Annotated in this window: 24 protein-coding genes; 12 read left to right on the forward strand and 12 right to left on the reverse strand. The window is 59.1% G+C overall.

Features of this window, described 5'->3' with window-relative positions; translation table 11 throughout:
• Position 1: 1 nt before the first annotated feature.
• The 6 genes from ACMGFM_RS01895 to nirK form a co-directional block, all read right to left on the reverse strand.
• The gene (locus ACMGFM_RS01895) at positions 2-1,216 is read right to left on the reverse strand and encodes a chemotaxis protein CheC (protein ID WP_436900631.1); all 1,215 of its coding nucleotides are present in this window, start codon (positions 1,214-1,216) and stop codon (positions 2-4) included.
• A 2-nt stretch (positions 1,217-1,218) separates the two neighbouring features.
• Positions 1,219-1,578, reverse strand: coding sequence for a chemotaxis protein CheY (gene cheY, locus ACMGFM_RS01900; protein WP_436901726.1), 360 nt, complete (start codon positions 1,576-1,578; stop codon positions 1,219-1,221).
• Between the two features lie 97 nt (positions 1,579-1,675).
• Positions 1,676-2,389: a DUF7500 family protein gene (locus ACMGFM_RS01905; protein WP_436900632.1), complete on the reverse strand. Its 714-nt coding sequence runs from the start codon at positions 2,387-2,389 to the stop codon at positions 1,676-1,678.
• Positions 2,390-2,452: 63 nt separating this feature from the next.
• Positions 2,453-3,073 carry a methyltransferase domain-containing protein gene (locus tag ACMGFM_RS01910; protein ID WP_436900634.1) on the reverse strand — a complete coding sequence of 207 codons (621 nt, stop codon included), beginning with the start codon at positions 3,071-3,073 and terminating at the stop codon, positions 2,453-2,455.
• 75 nt (positions 3,074-3,148) lie between these two features.
• Positions 3,149-5,032 (reverse strand): alpha/beta hydrolase family protein, encoded by a 1,884-nt coding sequence (locus ACMGFM_RS01915; RefSeq protein ID WP_436900636.1) that lies wholly within the window; start codon positions 5,030-5,032, stop codon positions 3,149-3,151.
• 181 nt (positions 5,033-5,213) lie between these two features.
• Positions 5,214-6,308, reverse strand: a complete 1,095-nt coding sequence (gene nirK, locus ACMGFM_RS01920; protein WP_436900637.1) for a copper-containing nitrite reductase — start codon at positions 6,306-6,308, stop codon at positions 5,214-5,216.
• Positions 6,309-6,668: 360 nt separating this feature from the next.
• Here nirK and ahaH point away from each other — a divergent pair, with 360 nt between their 5' ends.
• From ahaH to ACMGFM_RS01960, 8 genes are read left to right on the forward strand one after another with little or no spacing between them, the layout of a single operon-like run.
• Positions 6,669-7,001: an ATP synthase archaeal subunit H gene (gene ahaH, locus ACMGFM_RS01925; RefSeq protein ID WP_436900638.1), complete on the forward strand. Its 333-nt coding sequence runs from the start codon at positions 6,669-6,671 to the stop codon at positions 6,999-7,001.
• Entirely contained in the window at positions 6,988-9,204 is a 2,217-nt protein-coding gene (locus tag ACMGFM_RS01930; RefSeq protein WP_436900639.1) for a V-type ATP synthase subunit I, read from the forward strand. The genes ahaH and ACMGFM_RS01930 overlap by 14 nt, the downstream gene beginning before the upstream one ends.
• 24 nt (positions 9,205-9,228) lie before the next feature.
• Complete coding sequence (locus tag ACMGFM_RS01935) at positions 9,229-9,468, forward strand: ATP synthase subunit C-like protein (protein WP_436900640.1); 240 nt, start codon at positions 9,229-9,231, stop codon at positions 9,466-9,468.
• Positions 9,469-9,493: 25 nt separating this feature from the next.
• On the forward strand, positions 9,494-10,075 hold the full coding sequence (locus ACMGFM_RS01940; RefSeq protein ID WP_436900641.1) for a V-type ATP synthase subunit E: 582 nt from the start codon (positions 9,494-9,496) through the stop codon (positions 10,073-10,075).
• Positions 10,072-11,133 (forward strand): V-type ATP synthase subunit C, encoded by a 1,062-nt coding sequence (locus ACMGFM_RS01945; protein WP_436900642.1) that lies wholly within the window; start codon positions 10,072-10,074, stop codon positions 11,131-11,133. Before ACMGFM_RS01940 ends, ACMGFM_RS01945 begins: the two co-directional genes overlap by 4 nt.
• On the forward strand, positions 11,130-11,462 hold the full coding sequence (locus ACMGFM_RS01950) for a V-type ATP synthase subunit F (RefSeq protein ID WP_436900643.1): 333 nt from the start codon (positions 11,130-11,132) through the stop codon (positions 11,460-11,462). Before ACMGFM_RS01945 ends, ACMGFM_RS01950 begins: the two co-directional genes overlap by 4 nt.
• Positions 11,455-13,233, forward strand: a complete 1,779-nt coding sequence (locus ACMGFM_RS01955) for a V-type ATP synthase subunit A (RefSeq protein WP_436900645.1) — start codon at positions 11,455-11,457, stop codon at positions 13,231-13,233. Before ACMGFM_RS01950 ends, ACMGFM_RS01955 begins: the two co-directional genes overlap by 8 nt.
• A 2-nt stretch (positions 13,234-13,235) precedes the next feature.
• Positions 13,236-14,648 carry an ATP synthase subunit B gene (locus ACMGFM_RS01960; RefSeq protein WP_436900646.1) on the forward strand — a complete coding sequence of 471 codons (1,413 nt, stop codon included), beginning with the start codon at positions 13,236-13,238 and terminating at the stop codon, positions 14,646-14,648.
• A gap of 11 nt (positions 14,649-14,659) precedes the next feature.
• Here the strand turns inward: ACMGFM_RS01960 and ACMGFM_RS01965 are convergent, their stop codons facing one another.
• Entirely contained in the window at positions 14,660-14,920 is a 261-nt protein-coding gene (locus ACMGFM_RS01965) for a DUF7123 family protein (protein ID WP_436900649.1), read from the reverse strand.
• 2 nt (positions 14,921-14,922) lie between these two features.
• On the reverse strand, positions 14,923-15,135 hold the full coding sequence (locus ACMGFM_RS01970; RefSeq protein WP_436900650.1) for a DUF8028 family protein: 213 nt from the start codon (positions 15,133-15,135) through the stop codon (positions 14,923-14,925).
• 124 nt (positions 15,136-15,259) lie between these two features.
• On the opposite strand from ACMGFM_RS01970, the gene ACMGFM_RS01975 reads away from it, so the two are divergent.
• Positions 15,260-15,568: a DUF7501 family protein gene (locus ACMGFM_RS01975; RefSeq protein WP_436900652.1), complete on the forward strand. Its 309-nt coding sequence runs from the start codon at positions 15,260-15,262 to the stop codon at positions 15,566-15,568.
• Here ACMGFM_RS01975 and ACMGFM_RS01980 read toward each other — a convergent pair.
• Together ACMGFM_RS01980 and panB are read right to left on the reverse strand one after the other, a co-directional pair.
• Positions 15,458-16,510, reverse strand: a complete 1,053-nt coding sequence (locus tag ACMGFM_RS01980) for a hypothetical protein (protein WP_436900654.1) — start codon at positions 16,508-16,510, stop codon at positions 15,458-15,460. The two genes, ACMGFM_RS01975 and ACMGFM_RS01980, sit on opposite strands and share 111 nt — an antisense overlap.
• Before the next feature lie 31 nt (positions 16,511-16,541).
• Positions 16,542-17,351, reverse strand: coding sequence for a 3-methyl-2-oxobutanoate hydroxymethyltransferase (gene panB, locus ACMGFM_RS01985; RefSeq protein WP_436900655.1), 810 nt, complete (start codon positions 17,349-17,351; stop codon positions 16,542-16,544).
• A gap of 87 nt (positions 17,352-17,438) precedes the next feature.
• Between panB and ACMGFM_RS01990 the strand changes: the two genes are divergently transcribed.
• The 3 genes from ACMGFM_RS01990 (at position 17,439) to ACMGFM_RS02000 (ending at position 19,634) form a co-directional block, all read left to right on the forward strand.
• Positions 17,439-17,735: a DUF5822 domain-containing protein gene (locus ACMGFM_RS01990; RefSeq protein WP_436900656.1), complete on the forward strand. Its 297-nt coding sequence runs from the start codon at positions 17,439-17,441 to the stop codon at positions 17,733-17,735.
• Between the two features lie 39 nt (positions 17,736-17,774).
• Positions 17,775-18,191: a hypothetical protein gene (locus tag ACMGFM_RS01995; RefSeq protein ID WP_436900657.1), complete on the forward strand. Its 417-nt coding sequence runs from the start codon at positions 17,775-17,777 to the stop codon at positions 18,189-18,191.
• 186 nt (positions 18,192-18,377) lie between these two features.
• Complete coding sequence (locus ACMGFM_RS02000) at positions 18,378-19,634, forward strand: RNA-guided endonuclease InsQ/TnpB family protein (protein ID WP_436900658.1); 1,257 nt, start codon at positions 18,378-18,380, stop codon at positions 19,632-19,634.
• Between the two features lie 65 nt (positions 19,635-19,699).
• Here ACMGFM_RS02000 and pstA read toward each other — a convergent pair whose 3' ends face one another.
• A complete protein-coding gene (gene pstA, locus ACMGFM_RS02005) occupies positions 19,700-21,505 on the reverse strand; it encodes a phosphate ABC transporter permease PstA (RefSeq protein WP_436900659.1) in 1,806 nt (601 codons plus the stop codon).
• 1 nt (position 21,506) lies between these two features.
• Complete coding sequence (gene pstC / locus ACMGFM_RS02010) at positions 21,507-22,481, reverse strand: phosphate ABC transporter permease subunit PstC (protein ID WP_436900661.1); 975 nt, start codon at positions 22,479-22,481, stop codon at positions 21,507-21,509.
• Between the last annotated feature and the right edge of the window lie 66 nt (positions 22,482-22,547).

Raw genomic sequence — 22,547 nt, forward strand, 5'->3', positions numbered from 1 at the left:
TTCAGAATATCTGACCAGCGTCTGCGTCGGTCTGGTCTGCTCGTTCGACATCTAGCTCGTCGAGTGCTTCTCGCAGTTCCTGCTCGTTGGGCAGTGCGTGAATCTCACTCTCGAATTCGACTTCGTCAGTTTTCATCTTCGAGTCGATGACGAAGGCGTGGCGTTGGTGCTGCCCGAGCTGGGCCGCCAGTGGGTCGATAATGGCTCGTCCCATGTCGTGGACTAACCGTGGGGGCGTATGGTCGACGGATTGCTGAAGCACGTTTGCCCACCCGTCGACGAAGCCGCTGGTCATAATGTTACCCAGTTCTTCGATGGCCATCTTGTGTTGTTCGGTCAGTTCGTCACTGTCCATCTCCATGGGCATCAGTGCTTCCGCAACCGTCACGGCAGACTGTTCGTCAAACAACACGAGCAAGAAGCCACTCGGCGCACCGGTAAACTCGACGGCGGTGCCCACGTACGTCTCCTCGCCGAACTGCCGTGGCACGTCCTCGATGGGGACGAACGATATCTGGGAAACCTCTGCTTCGGTCTCGATTCCAGACATCTGTTCGACGTTTTCGGCTGCCCGTTCGGTCCCTTGCTGGGTCATCTGGTTGAACACGGCCAGCTTTTCGATTGGGATGGCGTCTGCCCCTGTCTCGGCGTGTTCGGCCATGAGTTCCGCCATCGGTTCGTACTCGGGCAACATGTAGATGAAGAAACTCACACTCTCACCTTCCCAGGTAATCTCGCTGCGGAAGACGAACACTTGGTCGTGTTCGCTGGTTTCCGGGCCGTCGGGCAAAATCGCAGCACTGTCTCCCTCGACGTATCCCGGCGGGGTGTGGTCGATGGTGGCGCCGAGATGTTCTGCCCAGCCGTCGATGAAGCCACTCATCATGATGTTCCCAATCTCCTGGACCGCAGATTGACCCATGCTATCGTCCGTCGACGCACCGGGCATCATTGCGTCGACGATTTCCTCGCTTTGGCCCTGCTCGAAGATGAGAACGGTTTCACCGCTCAACGCACCCTCGAATCCAAACTCGACGCCGACGAAGGTGCCGGTTCCGAGTTCCTCGCCGATATCACTTCGGTCAATCAGCGAGATTTTGGTCACGTCGACTGTCGCGTCGATGCCCGTCATCTGGGCCATCGACGCCGTCGCTTCTTGAGCGCCCTCGTGGGCTAATTGATTGAACGTATCGAGCGACTGAACATCGACTTTCATTGCTACGTTGGGACGACGTCCTGAATTGCTTCCATCACGCTTGGCTTCTGGAAGGGTTTCGTAATATACCCGTCAGCACCTGCTTTGACGGCTTCTTTCATTTTCTCTTCCTGGCCGACACTCGTACACATGATGACATTCGCGCTCGGGTCGGTATTTTTGATCTCGTCAGTCGCTTCGATCCCGTCCCGAATTGGCATCACAATGTCCATCATGACCAGGTCTGGCTGCTCCTCTTTGAACACCTCGACGGCCTCGACACCGTTTTCGACCTCCCCGACGATGGTATGGTTCTCTTCTAAGATTTCGCGGAGGAGGTTTCGCATGAACTCGGAGTCGTCGGCAATCAGTACTTTTGCCATATTCTGCTCACTCATTCATTCCCCGAACATCCAAATAAATGCTTCCCGTTAATTATCGGCGTTGATACTAATTAAATCGGCAGAAACAACCGCTCTGTCACAGTTTGACGCCGTCGTCGTCTCGGACTGCTTCGAGCAGGTCGGCGATGGTATCGTCCGGGCCGAGGCCAGTGGATTTGATGAGGGTCTCGACGCTCTCTGGCGGGTACCGAATCGGAACGTTCGATTCCATCAGCAGGATACCGAGCACTTCCTCGACTGGCATGTTGCTGTCGACTTGCTGACCGTACCAGAGCATCAGACTCTCGAACACGGTAATCAGGTCGTTCGAGGCGAGTCGGCGCTGGCTGACGGTGCCGTCGAACTGCGCCGTCACGTCGAAGGCGTATTTCGAGTTACTTTGCTCGTATTTTTGGCGGAGCCAGCGCCGAACGTCCTCCTCGGAGAGTTGGCCTCGGCCACCCTGTGCGCTGGGTTGGGTGTTTTGTTGTCTCTGGTTCGCAGGCGCACCTCTTCCAGCGTTGCCGCCAGCCGGCGGCTGATTGCCCGCCTGTCCGCCCCCAGACCGGGCGGTGTCGCGGCCTCCCCCGCCACCGCTCGGTGGGTTGCCGCGCTGTGGCGTCCCCTGACCAGCCCCATCGCCAGCGGGGGTATCGCTGCCTGTCCGTGCGTCGGGTGAGACGACGAATCGGCCGTCGTCAATCTCCTCGACGTGCTCACTTTCGGTGATATCGAGTTCGTTCGGGGTGAGTATCCTCCCTTCGTCTGCCCGGCCCCCGTCGCTCGAGTCGTCGCCTGACCCCTCGACCATGGTTAAACTCTGTGGCCCAACCCTAAAAGGATGTCTCCCGGTGTCGCACTTGCGTCAGACGCGTCACTCGGGAATTGTTGCGATGGTCGTGATCGCAGGAGGACTGTTCGCGCTGGCCTGCTGGATTCGGTGTTCAAATTCCTCGAATCCGGCCTCGCGGAACATCCGGTCAGCCTCTTCTTCGTCGTAAAATAGCATGATGGCGTCGGCCACTTTCTGGAACACCGTATTGTTCGGGTAATCCGGCCCGACGATCAGAACTTTGCTGCCGGGCTTGCCCACCCGGCGACACTCCCGCAGTGCGGCAACCGGGTTCGGCCAGTACTCGATCGAGCCTGAGGACCAGACGACATCGAAACTATCGTCGGCGAAGGGGAGTCGTTCGGCGTCGCCCATATGGAATCGAACTGGGCCTCGCTTGCCAAATTTCCCGAATGCTTTCGACAGTTGGTGAGGGCTCTGGTCCAGTCCGTAGATGTGTTCGGTCTTCTGTAACAGCCCTTCGGTGGCAAAGCCGGTGCCACAGCCAATATCGAGTACGCGGTCCTCTGGTCCAATGTCGAGCCAGCTAATCGCCTCGTCTCGCATTTCTTCGTTCCAGATGAACGGGTTGATCCGGTCGTAGACCTGCGAGAGATACTTGTAGAAGGTGCGTGCTCGCGCCTTATCTTCCAGTACGCCCATTACGTAACTATTGGACTCTGTGGATATAATTCTCCGGATTGCGGGTTTGCCCGCCGGTGGTGAGCGCCTGCGTTCTCAGTCGTCAGCCTCCGTTTCGAACTGCTCGCCGTCCGGACTCGCGCCGTCCAGCCGCTGCTTGAGGAGGTAACTGAGCCCACCTGCCCCACCGAGTGCGGCCGGGATACCGAAGCCGGGACCGCCGTCGTCTGAACTCTCCGAGCCGTCGTCACTGCTCTCACCGTCGCCGCTTTCGCTCCCGTCCGTGTTTTCGCCGCCATCCATATCGCTGCTCCCGTCGTCAGAACCATCGTCGGAACCGTCGTCGCCGTCGTCCATCTCACCGTCACCCATATCCTGTCCCTCGGGCAACGGCTGGCTCGCCGGCATCGACAGTGTAACCTCTGTCCCCTCGCTAATCTCGACACCCGAGCCCTCTGGCGTGTTCAGGTAGAGGTTCCCGCCGAAGACTGTCGACACGTCGGCGTTGCTCAGCGGACCTGCCCGGGCACTCATCGCCAGCCGGAGCGTATCGCCGGACTGGAATCGGCCCTGCACGCCCGAGAGGTCGAGTTCGATCGTCTCCTCGGCTTCGAGCCGATAGGGGGTGACTTGCTGTTTGAGCGTCGTCGCTTCGCCCTCGCGGACGCGCTGGACAGCAAAGAAGAGGTGACTCGGTCCATCGCCGGTTGGGGTCGCTTCGACAGTCACCTGCGGGAGCCCGTTGACCTCCGTTTCCTCGCTGATTTCTCGGTCGATGGTCGCCACGTTTGCGTCTCCACCAGTGAGTTCGACTGTCTCATCCATAGCATACGACAGCGACTTGCGCTCGTACGGCGGGAACTGGTCGGCGGCCATGAACGCGTCGGCTGGTTGTTCGGCGTCCGCGGCGGCTTCGGCGTCGAAGTAGTGGTACGTCGAGAGTCCGTGGTTGCCGTCGCCTTTGAGGTGTGCGTTCATCCAGGCGAGCGCCTGCCGGCCGACGAACTGCCGTGAGAGGCCCGACCCCGGCGGGTAATTGTCTCCCTGGCCGAGGATGTGTGTGCCGTCCTGCCCAGCGATAAGTGTCGTGTCGGCACCACTGTCCTGGATTTTCCGGAAGTTTCCAACCCCCTGATTCATCGGGAACAGTTGGTCGGTCCACTCCGGAATGAGCAGCGCTGGCGTATCGATTTCGCCGTAATTTATCGGCGACCGAGAGCGGTAAAATTCGATGTCTTCCTCGGTCATGTATCCACGGTCCAGAATCGCCTGCGATTTCTGGTTGACTTCCGGAGCGACATCGCCAGTTGGTGGGGCCCGATTCGCTCCGAGATCGAGCGCTCTGAGCCACCCAGTCTTGAGAACGCCGTTTATCTCCAGCGCCTCTGCGAGGTTGTACCACGTTGCTCGCGGCACGATCGCGTCGAGGCGGTCGTCATTCGCCGCGGTACGCAACTGAATCCCCCCACCGTACGAGACGCCGTCCATTCCGATGCGTGGATTGGTCTCGCTGTCGGTCATCACGGCGTCCTGCTGCGCAAGATAGTCGATGAGTGCGCTGGCGTCTCTGCGTTCGAGATCGCTGGTCGAGTTCACCTGTCCCCCCGAACCATCACTCTCCTCAGTCTTTCCGAATCCACGAGAGGTGTATGCCAGCACGACAAATCCATTGCTTGCGTACACCTCCGCGAGTGGTTGCAACTGACGCTTGTCCCCACCCCATCCGTGAGTCATCAGCATCGCCGGATGCGGTCCATCTGCGTCTGGATTGTAAAACGTCGTGTCGAGTTCAGTTCCGTCGAAGGACTCGATTACGCGCTCCTCCGTCTGGAAGGAGCCGTCACTCTGTAACGCTGCAACTGGATGCGCGAACGGATCGAACTCCGTCTGGCTCGCAATTCCCCCAATCCCTATCGCTGCACCGAGATACTTCAGTACGTTCCGCCGTGTCTCTGCTGGTCGGCTTGGTTCGTCCACCATGTCACAAGTGACCACTCAGATTAATCACTTTAAGGTTTGGTAGCACTCGGTGGCAGGGTTTATAAGTGAGGCGTATACAGTAAACTATTCGCCCCAAATTAAGTACAGCGTAACCGGAACGAGGGGAAGAGAAAAACACTGTATATTTTAATCGCGACTCCCCACGAGTCAGCGCGTTACGTCAGGCCGGGTCTGGGTCGAAGATCTCGGGTTCGGGTTCACCCTCCACATTGATGATACCCAGTAGGCCCTCCCGTGCGACTCGCGTCAGTGCGTGGTCGACCAGCTTGATCGGCTCTGGAACTGGGGTGTCGATTTCGGCGATTGCGACACTCCCTGGGACCACTGGTGCGGTTTCGACGTAGTGGTCCGGCTCGGAGGCCACCGCACCGTCGCGGTAGAACGTCTCCCAGACGTTGCCGATGGCGTGCCACGAACTGGTGAGGTTCGGTCCACCGTTGGCGTGGAATATCCTGATCCGTTCGCCTTTGTCGACGTTGACTGGCCCGTAGCCGTCGCTCGTGATGGCGTAGGCTTCGCCGTTGAGGCAGGTGTAGGTCGGGTCTTCGGACTTCATCGCTTCGAAGTCGAACTTGTGGTGGCCCTTCTCACCTGCTGGGCTGTCCGTGTAGATTTCGTGCTGGCCGAAGTAGAGTTCGCGGTCGACTTCGGGCAAGCCGTCTTTCGGTTCGACCAGAATCGCGCCGTACATCCCGGAGCTGATGTGGTAGTCGAGGTTCGGGACCGCACAGTGGTAGACGAACACACCAGGGTATTTGGCCTTGAACTTGAATGTCTCCGTCTCACCAGGCTGCACCGTCGATGCTGATGCACCACCGCCCGGACCGTAGACGGCGTGGAAGTCGACGTTGTGGGGCATCGCGTTAGACTCGTCGTTGGTGAGTGAGACGGTGACCGTGTCATCTTGGCGGACACGGACCATCGGGCCGGGGATACGGCCGTCGAAGGTCATGTAGTCGAAGGTCACTCCGGGCTCGATTTCTGCCGTCTGTTCGAGGGTGGTCATCTCCACCTCGTGGTGGCGAGGACTATTCCAGTCGACGGGGTCCGGCAGTTCCGTCGGGTCGGCAGCAACTCGGTCCGTGTCGACCGACTTCGCTGGGGATGTACCGTTCGATTCCGTCTGGTTGTCTGCAGGCTTGGCGGTAGAGTCGTCATTGACTGCGTTATTGAGACAGCCTGCAACAGACATTGTGCCACCGACACCCGCGGCTTTGAGTACGGTTCGACGGTTTTGTGGATTTCCTTCAGTCATTGGTGCTCACATACTGTCGTTGTATATCCATGTATAAAATCCGGCCAGCAGGTTCCCAGGCCCTGGATACCCTTCTCATTGGCCGAGAGGCACCCCGGACAAAATCGGTCGAGTCTTTAAGTATGTATTCGGCTACAGCGGAGACTTGCTCGTTGCGGACGGTTCGCACGCGACCCGGTGCAGGCGCCAGCGTAATTCCCGGTGGTGGCGGATGACCGCTCAGTTGCGTTGGAGTCGGGGGAGAAACTGACCGGCAGTGTACTGAGACCAGCAGGAACTACCCGCTCACAGGGAGTTGCTCGTCGGAACCGATCCGCAACAACCAAATACGCATTCATACAAGACACGGATGATTGAGGAATGCCTGACCAGAAGGTACTACGGGAAATCAAAGAGTCCGAGGCAGAGGCCGACGAACTGATCGCAGAGGCCGAACAGGAGGCCGACACACGGCTCCAGGAGGCTCGGGAAGAGGCCGAGCAGATCCGCCAGGAGGCCCGCGAGGAGGCCGAGCAGGAGGCTGAAACGCGGATCGAGGACGCACGCGAGGAGATCGAAGAGGCTCGTGCGGAGATTCTCGACGAAGGCGAACAGGCCCGTGAGGAACTCGAATCGAAGGCTGAGGGCCGCATCGACGACGTCACGGAGTATACACTGGAACAGTTCAAGGAGGCGATTCATGCTCAGACCTGAGCAAATGTCGAAGGTCTCGGTGGCTGGCTCCAAACGCGTTATGAGCGACGCCATCGAGACGATGCACCAACTGAACCTCGTCCACATCACCGACTACGACGGCTCGTGGGACGGCTTCGAGCCCGGTGACTCGCTGGAAGGCGCTGACGAAACGTCCAGCAAACTGGTCACGGTCCGGGCACTCGCAAACAGTCTCGACCTCGACGGCGACGAGGTCAACACCGACGCGGCGGTCGACCTGACCAACGCCGACGAACAGCTCGAAGAGATTCGCACACAGGTCAACGACCTCGACGACCGACAGGACAACCTCGAGGACCGACGCCGCGAAATCGACGAACAGCTCGACCAGATGGAGCTGTTCGCAGATCTCGGGCTGGACCTGGACCTGCTGTGGGGCTACGACTCTCTAGATGTCGTCGTTGGCGAAGGTGACGGCGAGGCTATCGCGGAGTCACTCGAAGCGGCCGAGCACATCGCAGCCTTCGACGTCTTCACCGGCGACGAGTCGAACAGCGTGGCTGTCTTCGGCTACTCCGAAGATGACGCCGACGACGACCTCGACGACGCGCTCGTCGGTGTTCCGTTCACGGCCTACGAAGTTCCGGAAGTCGACGGCGACCCACAGAGTAACGTCGCCGACCTGCAAGAAGAGCGCAAACAGGTCGAAGCAGAACTGGAGAAAATCGACAACGAACTCGAATCCATCAAGATCAACTCCGGGAACTTCCTGCTGGCGCTGGAAGAAGAACTCACAATCGAGGCCCAGAAGACCGAAGCGCCGCTGCGCTTCGCGACGACGGACCACTCGTTCATCGTCGAGGGCTGGATTCCGACGGAGAAAGTCGAGGCGCTGCGGCAGACCTTCGACTCCAAGGTTGGCGACCAGCTCGAAGTCTCGGAGATCAAGCGCGCGAAGTACACCGACGCCAGCGGCCACTCCGAAGAGGAAGTTCACGAGGAGGAAGCCGCAACTGATGGCGGACAGCCGATTGCGGACGAAGACGATTCCGAACCAGAGGTGATGGCTGACGGTGGCAAATCCGATGGTGACCTCGTTACCGTCGAGGACGACCCGCCGGTCGTCCAGCAAAACTCGAAGCTCGTCAACCCCTTCGAGATTCTGACACGGGCGGTCAACCAGCCGAAATACTCGGAGTTCGACCCGACGATTACGCTGTTTCTGACCTTCCCGCTGTTCTTCGGGTTCATGATTGGCGACGTGGGCTACGGGCTGCTGTACGTCTTCATCGGCTACGCAGTCTACCGAAAATTCGACAGCAAGGCGCTGTCTGATTTCGGCGCCGTCGTCGTCTGGCTCGGATTATTGACGACGCTGTTTGGCTTCCTCTACGGTGAGATACTCGGCCTGCACTTCATCGAACAGATGGGGATGGAGCCGGTGCTCAAGAAGGGAATCGACTCGACTGCGTGGGCGATTACGTGGCTGTTGGTCTCGGTGGTCGCCGGCTGGCTCCACCTGAATCTGGGCTACATCTTCAACTTCGTCGAGGAGTGGACCATCCACGGCGCGAAACCGGCCGTTGTCGAGGTCGGCTCGTGGCTGCTGATGCTGAACGGACTCTGGGTCTTCATCTTCAGTGACCTGTTCTCGGGCGCGAAACCTGGCTTCTTGGTCGGCAGTGAAGCGCTGTTCGCGACTGGACCGCTCGGATTCGGCTTCGAGGGCTTCCCGGCGATTGCGGGCATCGTTGGCCTCGCACTGTTCGCTCTCGGTATCGTCATCATCATTACCGGGCCGTGGTACGAGGTTGTCGAGTTCCTCGTTCCGCTCGCCCACACACTGTCGTACACGCGGCTGGCAGCAGTCCTGCTGGCGAAGGCAGGGATGGCGCTGGCGGTCAATCTCCTGTACTTCGGCGCGTACCGAGATTCGGAAGGGTTCCACTTCATGCACACCTACGAACCCGGCTACACGCCGAAACACGGCGAGGTTGTCTTCGGCGGGCTGGCGAACATGGGTAGCACATTTCCGCTCGGTCCGTTCCAACTCGGACTGGAGGGTGCAATCCTCGGCTTGCCGGTGTATCTCATCGGTCATGCCGTCGTGTTAGCAATCGGAGGAACCGCCGCGATACAGGCTGTCAGGCTCGAATACTTCGAGTTCTTTGAGAAGTTTTATGAAGGCGGTGGCAAGAAGTATGAACCGTTCGGACACGAACGAACGCACACATCGGACTAATAACACAACCCCCAACACATACCAATGATTGAACCCCTAAGCGTTGCACTAAGTACAGGAGGAGGACTTGCACCACAGTCAGCCGCAGCAATCGCAGTCGGACTAGCTGCACTCGCAACCGGCTACGCACAGCGCGGAATAGGATCCGCTGCAGTAGGTGCCGTCGCAGAGGACAGCGACAATCTCGTCTCGGGACTGATCTTCACGGCAATTCCTGAGACGCTGATTATTATCGCGTTCGTGACCATCTTCATCGTGGGTTAACGGCTCACACCCCCCTTATTCACCTATGAGTCTGGATACAGTTGTCGAGGACATCAGAGAACAGGCCCGCGCGCGTGCGGACGAAATCCGCGACGAAGCGGAGGCTGAGGCAGACGAGATTCTCGCCGACGCCGAGTCCGACGCCGAGGAGATCCGCGAGGAGATTCTCGCCGACGCAGATCGGACAATCGAGCAGGAGCGCGAACAGAAACTCTCGAGTGCGAAACTCGAAGCCAAGCAGGCTCGACTGGAGGCACGTCGGGATGTCCTGCAGTCCGTTCGGTCGGACATCGAGCAGGACGTTGCAGAGCTCTCGGGCGACGAGCGCGAGGAACTGACCGCAGTGCTCCTGGAGGCAACTGCCGAGGAGTTCGACGACGGCGAGTCTGTCGAAGTCTACGGCCGTGCCGACGACCAGGAGCTACTCGAAGACCTGCTCGAAGACTACGACGGCTACGAGTACGCTGGCGAGTACGACTGTCTCGGCGGCGTCGTCGCCGACAGCGAGCAGTCCCGCGTCCGGGTCAAAAATACGTTTGATTCGATCCTCGACGAAGTCTGGGAGAACAACCTCCGTGAAATCAGCGACCGACTGTTCGAGCAATGAGCGCGACTGGTAGCTCCAACCCCGAGTACGTGAATGCCCGCGTCCGCTCACGCCGAGCTGCGCTGTTCGCCGAGGAGGATTACCGCAAACTCGTCCGGATGGGCACGGGTGAGATCGCCCGCTACATGGAAGAGACCGAGTACGAGGCAGAGATGAACGACCTCGGTGCTCGCCACAGCGGTGTCGACCTGATCGAATTTGCGCTCAACCGGAACCTCGCCAAACACTTCGAGGACATGCTCGAGTGGGCGGACGGCGAACTCCACGCACTGATCGCAAACTACCTCCGGAAATTCGACGCTTGGAACGCCAAGACGGCGATTCGTGGTGTCTATTCCGGAACCAGTCCCGACGACATCGAAGGCGACTTTATCCGTGCCGGCGAGTTCGACGACCAACTGCTGAACTCGCTGGCAAACGCTGGTTCTATCGAAGAAATTGTCGAGTTACTCGACGGCACGATATTCGAGGAGGGGCTGGAACTGGCGTACGAGGAGTTCGAGGAGCAGAGCGTGCTCGTCCCGCTGGAAAACGCGATTGACAAGACGTTCTACGAGCACCTGCTCGACGACGTGAACATGGTTACCCTCAACCAGTACAGCCCGAAAGGACTGTACGTCGAGGTCCTGCAGGCCGAAATCGACTTCCGGAATATCCGCAACGCACTGCGGCTCTCCCGGACCGGCACGGACCTGGACCCCGAGGAGTACTACATCGACGGCGGCAAACTGTTCAAAGAAGGGCAGCTCCGACAACTGGTTGGCAGCTTCGATGACCTGGTCGAGTACATCCGAGACAGTTCCTACGGTGACGAACTGTCGGCTGGCCTCGCGGAGCTGGAGTCGGCACAGAGTCTGAGTGCGTTCGAGCAGGCGCTGGACGCTGCACTGCTCGAATACTCGGACACGCTGTCGCACTCACACCCAGTGTCGATCTGCTCGGCGCTGTCGTACATTCTCGCCAAGGAGCGAGAAATCGAGAATGTCCGGGCAATCGCCCGGGGCCGGGAGGTTGGTCTCTCGGTCGAGGAAATCGAAGAGGAGTTGGTGGTAATATGAGCCAGGAAATCGCAGTTATCGGCAGTCCTGATTTCACCACTGGCTTTCGCCTCGCCGGCGTCCGCAAGTTCCAGAACATCCCCGAAGACGACAAGTCTGAGAAGCTCGATGCCGCAGTCGAGGAGACATTGGCAGACGATGGCGTCGGAATCGTCGTGATGCACGACGGAGACCTGGATTACCTCTCCCGAGGAGTTCGACAGGACGTCGAGACGAGTGTCGAACCAGTTGTGGTGACACTGGGCGGCGGTGCAGGCAGCAGTGGATTGCGCGAACAGATCAAACGAGCAATCGGAATCGACCTGATGGACGAAGACAACAATGAGTAAAGCAACAGAATCCGATGTCCGTGAAGACGGCATCATCGAAAGCGTAAGTGGCCCTGTCGTGACCGCGGTCGATCTGGAAGCGCGGATGAACGACGTCGTCTACGTCGGCAACGAGGGGCTGATGGGCGAAGTTATCGAAATCGAAGGGAACCTGACCACAATTCAGGTGTACGAGGAGACTTCCGGGGTTGCTCCGGGTGAACCTGTCGAATCGACGGGTGCGCCACTCTCCGTGGACCTCGGACCGGGCATGCTCGACTCCATCTACGATGGTGTCCAGCGCCCGCTCGATGTCCTCGAGGAGAAAATGAACTCTGCATTCCTCGACCGTGGGGTCGACGCGCCGGGTATCGACCTCGAGAAAACGTGGGATTTCACCCCAGAAGTCGAGGAAGGTGACGAAGTCGGTAACGGCGACATCGTCGGCTCTGTGCCGGAGACGCCGAGTATCGACCACAAGGTGATGGTTCCGCCGGGAACCCTCGAAGAAGACGAAACCGCAGAGGTCGTCTCAATCGAGTCTGGCGAGTTCAACGTCGAACAGACAGTTGCCGAACTCGAAACCGGAGACGAGATTCAGATGCGTCAGGAGTGGCCGGTTCGAGAGGCTCGGCCGACCGAAGAGAAACAGACGCCGACCGAACCGCTGACCTCTGGGCAGCGAATTCTCGACGGGCTGTTCCCGCTCGCAAAAGGCGGGACGGCCGCGATTCCTGGGCCGTTCGGCTCGGGCAAGACCGTTGCACAGCAGTCACTCGCGAAGTTCGCAGACGCCGATATCGTCGTCTACATTGGCTGTGGCGAGCGTGGCAACGAGATGACCGAGGTCATCGACGACTTCCCGGACCTGCCGGACCCACAGACCGGCAACGCACTGATGGCCCGGACCTGCCTCATCGCCAACACGTCGAACATGCCTGTCGCGGCGCGTGAGTCCTGTGTCTACACGGGAATCACCATCGCAGAGCACTACCGCGACATGGGCTACGACGTGGCGCTGATGGCCGACTCCACCTCACGGTGGGCAGAGGCCATGCGAGAGATTTCGAGCCGACTCGAAGAAATGCCCGGTGAGGAGGGTTACCCAGCATATCTGGCCGCCCGTCTCAGCGAGTTCTACGAGCGAGCCGGTTACTTCGAGAACATCAACGGGACCGAGGGGTCGGTCTCAGCCATCGGTGCTGTCTCGCCGCCGGGCGGGGACTTCTCGGAGCCAGTCACCCAGAACACGCTGCGGATTGTCAAGACGTTCTGGGCGCTGGACGCCGACCTGGCCGAGCGACGACACTTCCCGGCGATCAACTGGGACGAATCCTACTCGCTGTACCGCGACCAGCTTGACCCGTGGTTCAAGGAGAACGTCGCTGACGACTGGCCAGAACAGCGCCAGTGGGCGATTGACGTGCTCGACGAGGAGGGTGAACTGCAGGAGATTGTCCAGCTCGTCGGGAAGGACGCGCTGCCGGAGGACCAGCAACTCACCCTCGAGGTGGCTCGCTTCCTGAAGGAGGCGTGGCTCCAGCAGAACGCGCTGCACGATGTGGACCGCTACTGTCCACCGGAGAAAACCTACCAGATGCTCGGCGCAATCAAGACATTCAACGACGAGGCATTCGACGCACTCGAAGCCGGTGTTCCGGTCGAGGAAATCACCGACGTCGACTCGCTGCCGCGGCTGAATCGTATCGGCACCACGCCGGACGACGAAGCCGAGGAGTTCGTCGAGGAACTCGAAGCAGACATCACAGAAGAGCTACGCGCACTCTACTAACAATGAAAGAATACCAAACTATCACGGAAATCAGCGGACCGCTGGTCTTCGCCGAAGTCGACGAGCCCGTCGGCTACGACGAGATCGTGGAGATCGAGACTGCCGACGGCGAAATCCGCCGTGGACAGGTGCTCGACTCCTCGAGTGGCACCGTTGCCATTCAGACCTTCGAGGGAACCGGCGGCATCGACCGCAAGTCCTCGGTTCGATTCCTCGGCGAAACGATGAAAATGCCCGTTACCGAGGACCTGCTCGGACGGGTGCTCGACGGCTCTGGGAACCCAATCGACGACGGCCCGGATATCGTTCCGGACGAGCGTCGTGACATTGTCGGTGCAGCAATCAACCCATACTCCCGGGAGTATCCCGAGGAGTTCATCCAGACTGGTGTGTCGGCCATCGACGGCATGAACACGCTGGTTCGAGGCCAGAAGCTCCCGATTTTCTCGGGTTCGGGCCTTCCGCACAACGACCTCGCACTCCAGATTGCCCGACAGGCAACTGTCCCAGAGGACGCCGGCGAGGACGAAGAGGAAAGCGAGTTCGCAGTCATCTTCGGCGCAATGGGAATCACCGCCGAAGAAGCAAACGAGTTCATGGACGACTTCGAGCGTACGGGCGCACTCGAACGCTCGGTCGTCTTCATGAACCTCGCGGACGACCCTGCAGTCGAGCGGACGGTCACGCCGCGACTCGCACTCACCACCGCGGAGTATCTCGCCTTCGACAAAGGGTATCACGTGCTGGTCATCCTGACGGACATGACCAACTACTGTGAGGCCCTGCGTGAGATCGGTGCGGCACGCGAGGAGGTTCCGGGCCGACGTGGTTACCCCGGTTACATGTACACCGACCTTGCGTCGCTGTACGAGCGGGCCGGTCGAATCAAGGGCGAGGATGGCTCTGTCACCCAGATCCCAATCCTGACGATGCCCAGCGACGACATCACGCACCCGATTCCGGACCTGACAGGCTACATCACGGAGGGCCAGATTATGGTCGACCGTGACCTCAACAGTCAGGGTGTCCAGCCGCCGGTCAACGTCCTGCCCAGCCTCTCACGGCTGATGGACGACGGGATTGGCGAGGGACTGACCCGTGGCGACCACGGTGGCGTCTCTGACCAAATTTACGCCGCCTACGCCGAGGGTGAGGACCTTCGTGATCTGGTCAACATCGTCGGTCGCGAAGCACTCTCCGAGCGAGACAACAAGTATCTCGACTTCGCGGACCGCTTCGAAGAAGAGTTCGTCCAGCAGGGGTACGACACCAACCGCGACATCGACGAGACGCTCAACGTCGGGTGGGACCTGCTCTCGATGCTCCCAAAAGACGAACTCAACCGTGTCGACGAGGAGAACATCGAGAAATACTACACCGAAGACGAGTCGGTCGAAGTCACTGCCGACGACTGACCGGCGCTTTCTTATTCGGCTCGGATTCGCCACGTCGTTCCGTTTGTGTATCCCCACTTCTCGATTGTCAGTCCGACTGCCGAGTTCTGTAGTTTCGCCATCATCGCACCGACCTCCTTCGACGAGAGGTCGATGTCCTGCGCGATAAACCGACTCTTGAGGTAGGATTCGCTCTCGACCTCGTTGTCGAGATACGCGAGCAACTGTCGAGCTTTCGGCGTGAGCGCTTCGTCGTCGGAGGCATCTGTCTTTGCTGCGTTGTGGGAGGGCATTGTTAGTTCAGATGTCGTCGTCCGGCAAGGAGGCACAGCACGTTCAGCGTCACGAGTACTGCCAGCGTCGGGAGTTTCAGCTGTTCGTCGAGACCGTAGAGGACGGGGAGGTACGTCGCGGGAAGGAAGACCGTCCCCCAGAAGCCAATCCGCTCGGCGGCGCCGAAGGCGGCACGCGAGAGCACGGTAGAAGCGGGACCAATTCGCTCGTTCATACGTACAACACCGTTCCCCGATTAAAAGGGGCTCACGGAGACTCAAACAGTCCTTTGACGGTTCACGATTCCCGCAACTACCTCGCCAAAACTGTGATTCCCTCTGTCGTCGACAGTCGAGTATATGTCGACCGACACACACCCACCGCCGGATTCCGAGCCGTGGACAAATCCTGATTACTGCCCATTCTGTGCCGCGGAACTCACCGACCCCGGCGCAGGATTCATGGACCACCTCGACGAGGCCCCGACCTGCCAGAGGCGGTTCGACGAGTGGCTTGTCCGGATTCGCGACGATATGAGTGGGGCGGGTAAATCAGACTCAGGACCACTCGAAGCCTGTTGGCTGTGCTGGTGGAGTAAGCGGACTCCGGGGCAACCCCGACTCGGGGTCGGGGTCGTTGTACACTCCCGGCGCGACGTCGTTCGGTGAGTTGGGGTAAAATAGCGAGGCCAGCGCGTGGAGGTGTTGTCGACCGACACCCAGCTCGAACTGACCGCCGCCGTACATCCTAATCGAGCGCTCTCGGCAGTACTCGATAGTCGCTAACACGGACTCGACCGAGCCGAACCGAGAGGGCTTGATGTTGAGCCACTCTGGCTCGAACGGCAGGTTCTCGACGCTCCCGACCCCAGTAATTATCGCATCCCAGGAGACACGGTCCTCCTCACCGTCGAACAGCGGTCGTGTCTCTGGCGTGAGGTCGGGGTCTTCGATGACAGCCTCCGGGAACGCTTCAAGCAACATCGCGTACAGCTCCGGGTCGCCAGACTGGTCGACATCAGTTCCTTCGTAGGTGCCTTTGAGGTCGAGCGTCCGGACGGCACCAGTCGCTGCGAGGTGGTCGACAATCTCCTGGGTCCACTCCGAGGTTGGGTCGAGTTTGAACTCGATATCTGGATTGTCTGCGAGAAGGTTGTCGACGCGGTCGGTCGTCGGTGGCTCGCCGAGGCGCGTACTCGCGATGAACCGAACTGAGTCGTACTCCTGGCCCAGTTGTGTCGCGAGGTCGGTTCCGGCCTGTGTTAGCGCGAGGTCCAGCGCGGCGCTCTCGAATCCCCACCGGCGATAGGAGCGGTAGATGTCGTCTTTGGGTGGGTCGCCGACGAAGAGGTCGGTCTCGCCGATGAGTTCGGAAACGTCCGCGAACGTCTCGACGTTCTCAAGCGGCAGGTCTGGCGGGTCGTCGACGAGTTCGTAGTGTGGCTCGCTGTCGTAGGTTACGTCCTCGCCGCGGCCTGTCTCGCCGTCGCCGTGGAGCGAAATCACTGTCGAGGTGCGGACGAAGTCACTGGAGGTATCACGTTCGAGGAGTTCGAGGTCGTAGTCATCTAATTGCAGACCAAGGTCAGAAATGTGGTCATATAGCGTCATACTACAACTCTACCACGCAGGACTGTAAAGCTCAGTACAGTTCGTCGAGTTCCTCGGCGACGTGGCTGTGTTCGTCTGCCGGGAACTCTCCGTCTTCGACGGCGTCGACGTACTCGCCGATTGCGGCGGACATCTCCTCGCGGACATTTCCGAAGGACTTGGCAAACGGTGGTGTCCGGTCGGAGAGGCCGAGAATATCGTTGATGACGAGCACCTGTCCGTCGCAGTCCGAGCCAGCCCCGATACCGATGGTCGGAATCGAGAGCTCGTCAGTGATCTCGGCGGCCAGATTCGACGGGATGTGTTCGAGAATGCAGGCGAATGCGCCGGCCGCTTCGTGTTCGCGCGCGAGTCGTGCGATTCGCTTGGCCGCTTCTGGGTCCGTCCCCTGCCGGGTGTATCCGGTCTGGTTGACGCTCTGTGGTGTCAGTCCGACGTGTGCCACGACGGGAATTCCGATGTCGGTCAGTCGTTCGGTCAACTCGATCGTGTGCTCACCGCTCTCGATTTTGACCGCGTTGGCCCCTTCCTCTTTGACCATCCGGCCGCAGTTCTCGACGCTCGTCTGGAGGTCCGTCCCAAAGGAGAGAAATGGCATATCTGCGACGACGAGTGTGTCATCTGTCCCGCGTGCGACCGCGCCCGTACGCGAGGCAACCTCTTCGACAGTGACAGGGAGGGTGTCGTCGTAGCCCAGCACAGCGTTGCCCATGCTGTCGCCGATCAGCGCGATATCGACGCCAGCCTCCTCGACCAGCGTCGCGGTGACGGCGTCGTAGGCTGTCACCATGGTGATCGGTTCCCCGCCGGGACTCGCTCGAATCTCCTGCACGCTTGGCATACTCGGAATTTTCTCCGACAGAATATATGTGCTTGGGAGCGGCCCGAAACCACCAGTTGCTTATCGCCCCCTGTCCTAGCGGCAGTTGTGAGCCCAGAGGTACGCACGTCAGACCCCGATGGAGTCGACTACGGGTGGGTAATGCAGGTGACGTTCATCTCGACGATTTTCATCGGCACGCCTGTCGTGACGATTCTCTCGGTGTTTGCTGAGTTGCCTACGTGGCCTGACCGGGCACTGTTCGCGGTCAGGGTCGGGGCCGTGATCTGGCTCGTAACCCTACTGGCGACCTACACGTACGCCAGTCGCTACCGTGACACTGACAGCGAGGCGGACGAAGAAGAGACAGAGTCGGCCGACGGTGGGGCCACGTCCGGGAAGTAGCAGGGCAGTCTTATTTACCTCTCGTACCTAGCACAGGCAATGGGTACGGCACGACGGCGAGCACTGTGGGTGGATTTTTCCCTCGGGTTCGCTGCAGTTGTCTTCGGCGTCTTGGCTCGGGGGACGCCACGCTCGCTCGATGGAATGCTCATCGCTGGAACAGGACTGTTCGCCTTCGTCACCACGCTGTACGTCGCAGAACACACTCGCGTTCTCGCATTCATCAACAGAACCAGGCCGATGTCACTCGTGCTCGCCTGCGCTATGTTCACCGCTGTTGGCGTGGCCTTGCTCGTCGGACAGGGTGTCGTCGCGACGCCGTCGGCAACGCTGCTGTTTGGAATGGGTTTCGGATTTGTTCTCTATCGCGTCCGATTCGGTGTGACTGGGCCGCTCCCAGACCGCAGACTCGAACAGGCACGCCTCTGGGGGTCACCGCCTGAACGCCAGCCCTGAGCGGTTGTAGTTCGCAAATCTGAATCAGCGGCTGCGGGTCCTATCTTGATTCAGCGAGAGAATCCCGCCGTTCACGGCGGGAGTGAATCGCGTCAACTCTGGTGAAATACCGACACTGTTTCTGCTGACAGGATATTCAACACTTGAATCGCAACCGTTAAATCACTCTGCTATCATGGGCTATGTGTGGTGAATCTGGTCACGACACGTACCATCACCGCGTCACTCACGAACGACCGTGAGGGTATTGTCTGTGACTTCGATTCACTTGGTCGTTCTGGCAGTAAGATCTTCAACGTTGCTCGGTGGACAATCAGCCGCATCTGGGATCATACCGGAGAAATTCCAGATGAAGGTCCGCTGAAGTCCTACATGAAAAACCAACGGTGCTGGAAAGATTTGAACTCGCAGTCAAGTCAGGCAATCGTAGAAGAATTGTCTGGCGCTTTCCAGTCATGGTACAAACAAGACGACCCAGACGCTAACCCACCGGGCTACCGCAAAGACGGTGATGAACGACCACGCTCAACTGTTACGTTCAAAGAAGACGGCTTTAAACTCGACACGAAACACCAACAGGTCCGCCTCTCCAAGGGCAAGAACTTGAAAGACGGATGGAGTGATTTCATCATTTGTGAATATGAAACCGGACCAGACGTTGACCTGACCGACGTAGAAGACGTACAACAGGTCCGCATCGTCTGGAACGGCGACCACTGGGAACTGCATTTCGTCTGCAAAGTCAGTATTGACGCCGCTGATTCCTCAAGTGAGAAGACAGCTGGTGTTGATCTCGGCATCTGCAACACGGCGGCTGTCTCTGTCGGTGACGAAACACTGCTGTATCCGGGCAACGCCCTGAAAGAAGACGCTCACTACTTTCGGCAGGAAGAGTACGGCACGGAAGGTGAGAACGGTCCCAGTAACCATGCTGACTGGGCACGACAGAAGAAATCCCGACGACAAACTCACTTTCTGCACGCCCTCTCGAAAGACATTATTGAGCAGTGCGCTTCCCGTAATGTTGGCACGATAGCGGTTGGTCATCCGAAGAACATTCGAGCTGATGAAGATTGGGGCAGGCACGGGAACAAACGCCTGCACGACTGGGCGTTTGACACACTGCTCAGTCACATTGAGTACAAGGCTGAAGAACGTGGGATTGAGGTTGAGCGGGTTGATGAGTACGAACTGGCTACGTCAATAACCTGCTGTGGGTGCGGTATGAAAGCCGATTCGAACCGTGTTGAGCGTGGCTTGTACGTCTGTGAGGAGTGTGAATTAGTTGCGAATAGTGATTTGAATGCGGCTGAGAATATGCGAGTGACGGTAACTCCGAGTCCTGCGAAGGATAGGAGTAACGGCTGTCTGGCCCAGCCATCGGTCCGCCTGTTCGAGAAATCAACGGGTGAGATACTCCCACAAGAACAGGTCCGACGGTAAACCGGTAAATATCCCAACGCTTCGGTGCGGTTCGGGAAGCCCCGTCGTTCACGACGGGGAGGAGGTCACGCGCCTTGCTCGTACTTGTTGCGGATGATGATCGCCGTCGCGTTCATCGCCAGCAGCACGCCCAGAAGGGTCAACACACCAGCGGCGACGACGCCAAACCGGAACTCGGCCGAGGGGTTGTTCGCCCACGAGAAAATCAGCATCGGCATCGCGTTCAACTGGCTGAACAGGCCCGAGGGTGGACTGAACGCAATCGTCGCCATCCCAATCATAATCAGCGGCGCGGTTTCACCGATCGCTCGACCCAGTGCGAGGATAATGCCAGTGAGAATCCCCGGCATCGCTTCCGGCAGCACGACGTTTTTCGTCGTCTGCCAGCGCGTTGCACCCATTGCCAGCGAGCCATCGCGGTGGTCGTCCGGAACAGACCGAATCGCTTCCTGTGCCGAGATGACCGTAATCGGCAGAATTAGCAGTGACAGTGTAAGCGACGCACTGATTGCCGTGCCAACACCGAACCCTGCTATATTGACGAACACCGCCAGCCCCAGCAGCCCGTAGACCACCGACGGAACGGCGGCGAGGTTCGCGATGTTAACCTGAATGAGCCGCGAGACTGCACCGATTGCTCCGGCGTCTCTCGTGTACTCTTCGAGGAACACAGCAGTTCCGACGCCGAGCACGAACGAGATGAGTGCGGTCAGCGTGATGAGCAAAATCGAACCGACAATAGCCGGGAACAGTCCTGCACTGCGAGCCTGTGTGGTCTGTGTCGTGGGTGTCCCGGTGATATACGAGAGGTCGAGCCACGGGTCCGGTGATTGTACACCCAGTGCTTGCACGAGGACAGCCCCACCGAGCGCGCCGGCGATGAGCAGTACTGGAAGGCCAAGCCCCGCTCGACCCTCACTGGTGCGGAACGTGCGGTTGAGATATGTCACAGTTGGCACGGCCACGCCCAGCAGCAACAGCACGGCCGACCGCTGCGTTGCAGCCACGGTAGAGAGCCCGAAGCCACCGCCGAGCGCGATGGCCAACACGACTGCTCCGACCGCGAGACCCGTTCGGAGGTCGTACTGCCTGGCTGTCAACAGTGCGGTCAACGCTACAACTGGCAAAACCAGCGACCACGTGAGGATGATGAGATCTGTTGGATACGTTGGAACACTCCCGCGCAGACTCACAGCAGCAACCGTGCCAACTATGCCGACGACCAAGATGAGTAGTCGGTTGATCAGCTCAGTCCCCGAGCTTTCGCCAAGGGCCCGAGCGATAAGTTCCCAGTGCTGGAGCGCATATCCCAGGACTGCGGCCGGCAACAATCCAAAGGTGTAGACGAGAAAGTACATCTGAAGGTCGAAGACGACGAAAATAACGAGAATCCAGGCACCCAGCGCCGCACCGCCAACAAGCCGGCCCAACAGGCCGAAGCCAACGCTTCCGGTCGGTGTATTGCTACCGACGACAGTGACGTACCCGACCACTGGAACGACGACGAGAAACAGATAGATGAGTTGCCACGTCATCCCCGGAATCGGACGAATGACTGTCTCAATGGCAGTAAACGTCACTGCAATTACTACGAGCCCGACGCCGAGGGTTCCCAGTGCCCTCCGCTTGATTAGGTGGTTCGTTTCGTACAGACAAAATCCAATATAGGGCACAACTAGGGTGAAGAAATAGACGAGCAACCACTCGGGGCTGGCCGCTTCGAGGTCGAACGCGTCGATTGTAACGTAGGTGAGCAGTGCAGCGAGGGCAACGATGCCTGTCACCGACGCGACGAATGTCACTGACTCGAATAGCTGCCCTTTGAGTCGACTCACCCGTCCGAACTGATTTCCTGCTGATTCTGTCGCCATCTCAGTACACCTCACGGTACCGTTTTGCAATCATATCACTGACCACGTTCAGTAACAGCGTGATGAGAAACAGCGCCAATCCGAGCGCGAACATCGCCTTGTAGGGGAGCGTTCCGCCGGTCAGGTCGCTCACGGCAATGTTCACCATTGCGACAGTGATTGTCGCGCCGTCCTGGAGCAATACGTCTGCCGGATGGATGTATGGAATCCCGAGGAGTGTGCTCTGAACGTCCGGCATATTGGCCTGTGACCCCATCGCAACGACGACAATCATCGTCTCGCCAATCGCCCGCGAAATAGCTAAAATATACGACGAGACGATACCCGAGACCGACGCTGGGATGACAACCGATGTCGAGACCTCGTATTTCGTCGCGCCGAGTCCATAGCTCGCGTTCCGAAGTCGGTCGGGCACAGCACTCATCGCGTCCTCACTAATCGAGGACACCATCGGAATCGTCATGATACCGATCATCAGTGACGCCGAGAGTGCGTTGAACGTCCCCAGGTTCGGGAAAAACGTCGCCTGCAATGCCGGCGTCACGTACACGAACGCGAAGTAGCCGTAGATGACCGTGGGCACGCCGGCCAGAATTTCGAGCATCGGTTTCAGAATGGCACGAATCCGGCCTGTCGCGTACTCAGAGAGATAGACCGCAGTGAGGGTCCCGATTGGAATGGCGATGAACCCCGCCATAATCGTCACGGTCAGCGTACCGATAATCAACGGGACGATTCCGAACGCCAGCGACCCGCCGGCGGGATTGGGGCTCCACGCCGTCCCGGTCAGAAAGTCCATGACCGAGACATTCGAGAAAAACTCGATAGCAGGTCCGACTAGCGTCACAAAAATCGCGACTGTCGTCACTAGTGTGACCGCCGCACAGAGTGCGAACACGCCGGTGGAGGTTGCTTCAATGAGTTGGTTGAGGCCAGACTCACGTGTCAGGTCTGGGCTCTCAGATTCGCTGCTCACGGCCCGTCACCCCGATTCGCTCGCAATCGAGGCGCTTGCCCGGCGTGGTCAAGGCAGTCGTACATA

The sequence above is a fragment of the Halovenus halobia genome (assembly GCF_051414135.1).
Taxonomy (GTDB): Archaea; Halobacteriota; Halobacteria; order Halobacteriales; family Haloarculaceae; genus Halovenus; species Halovenus halobia.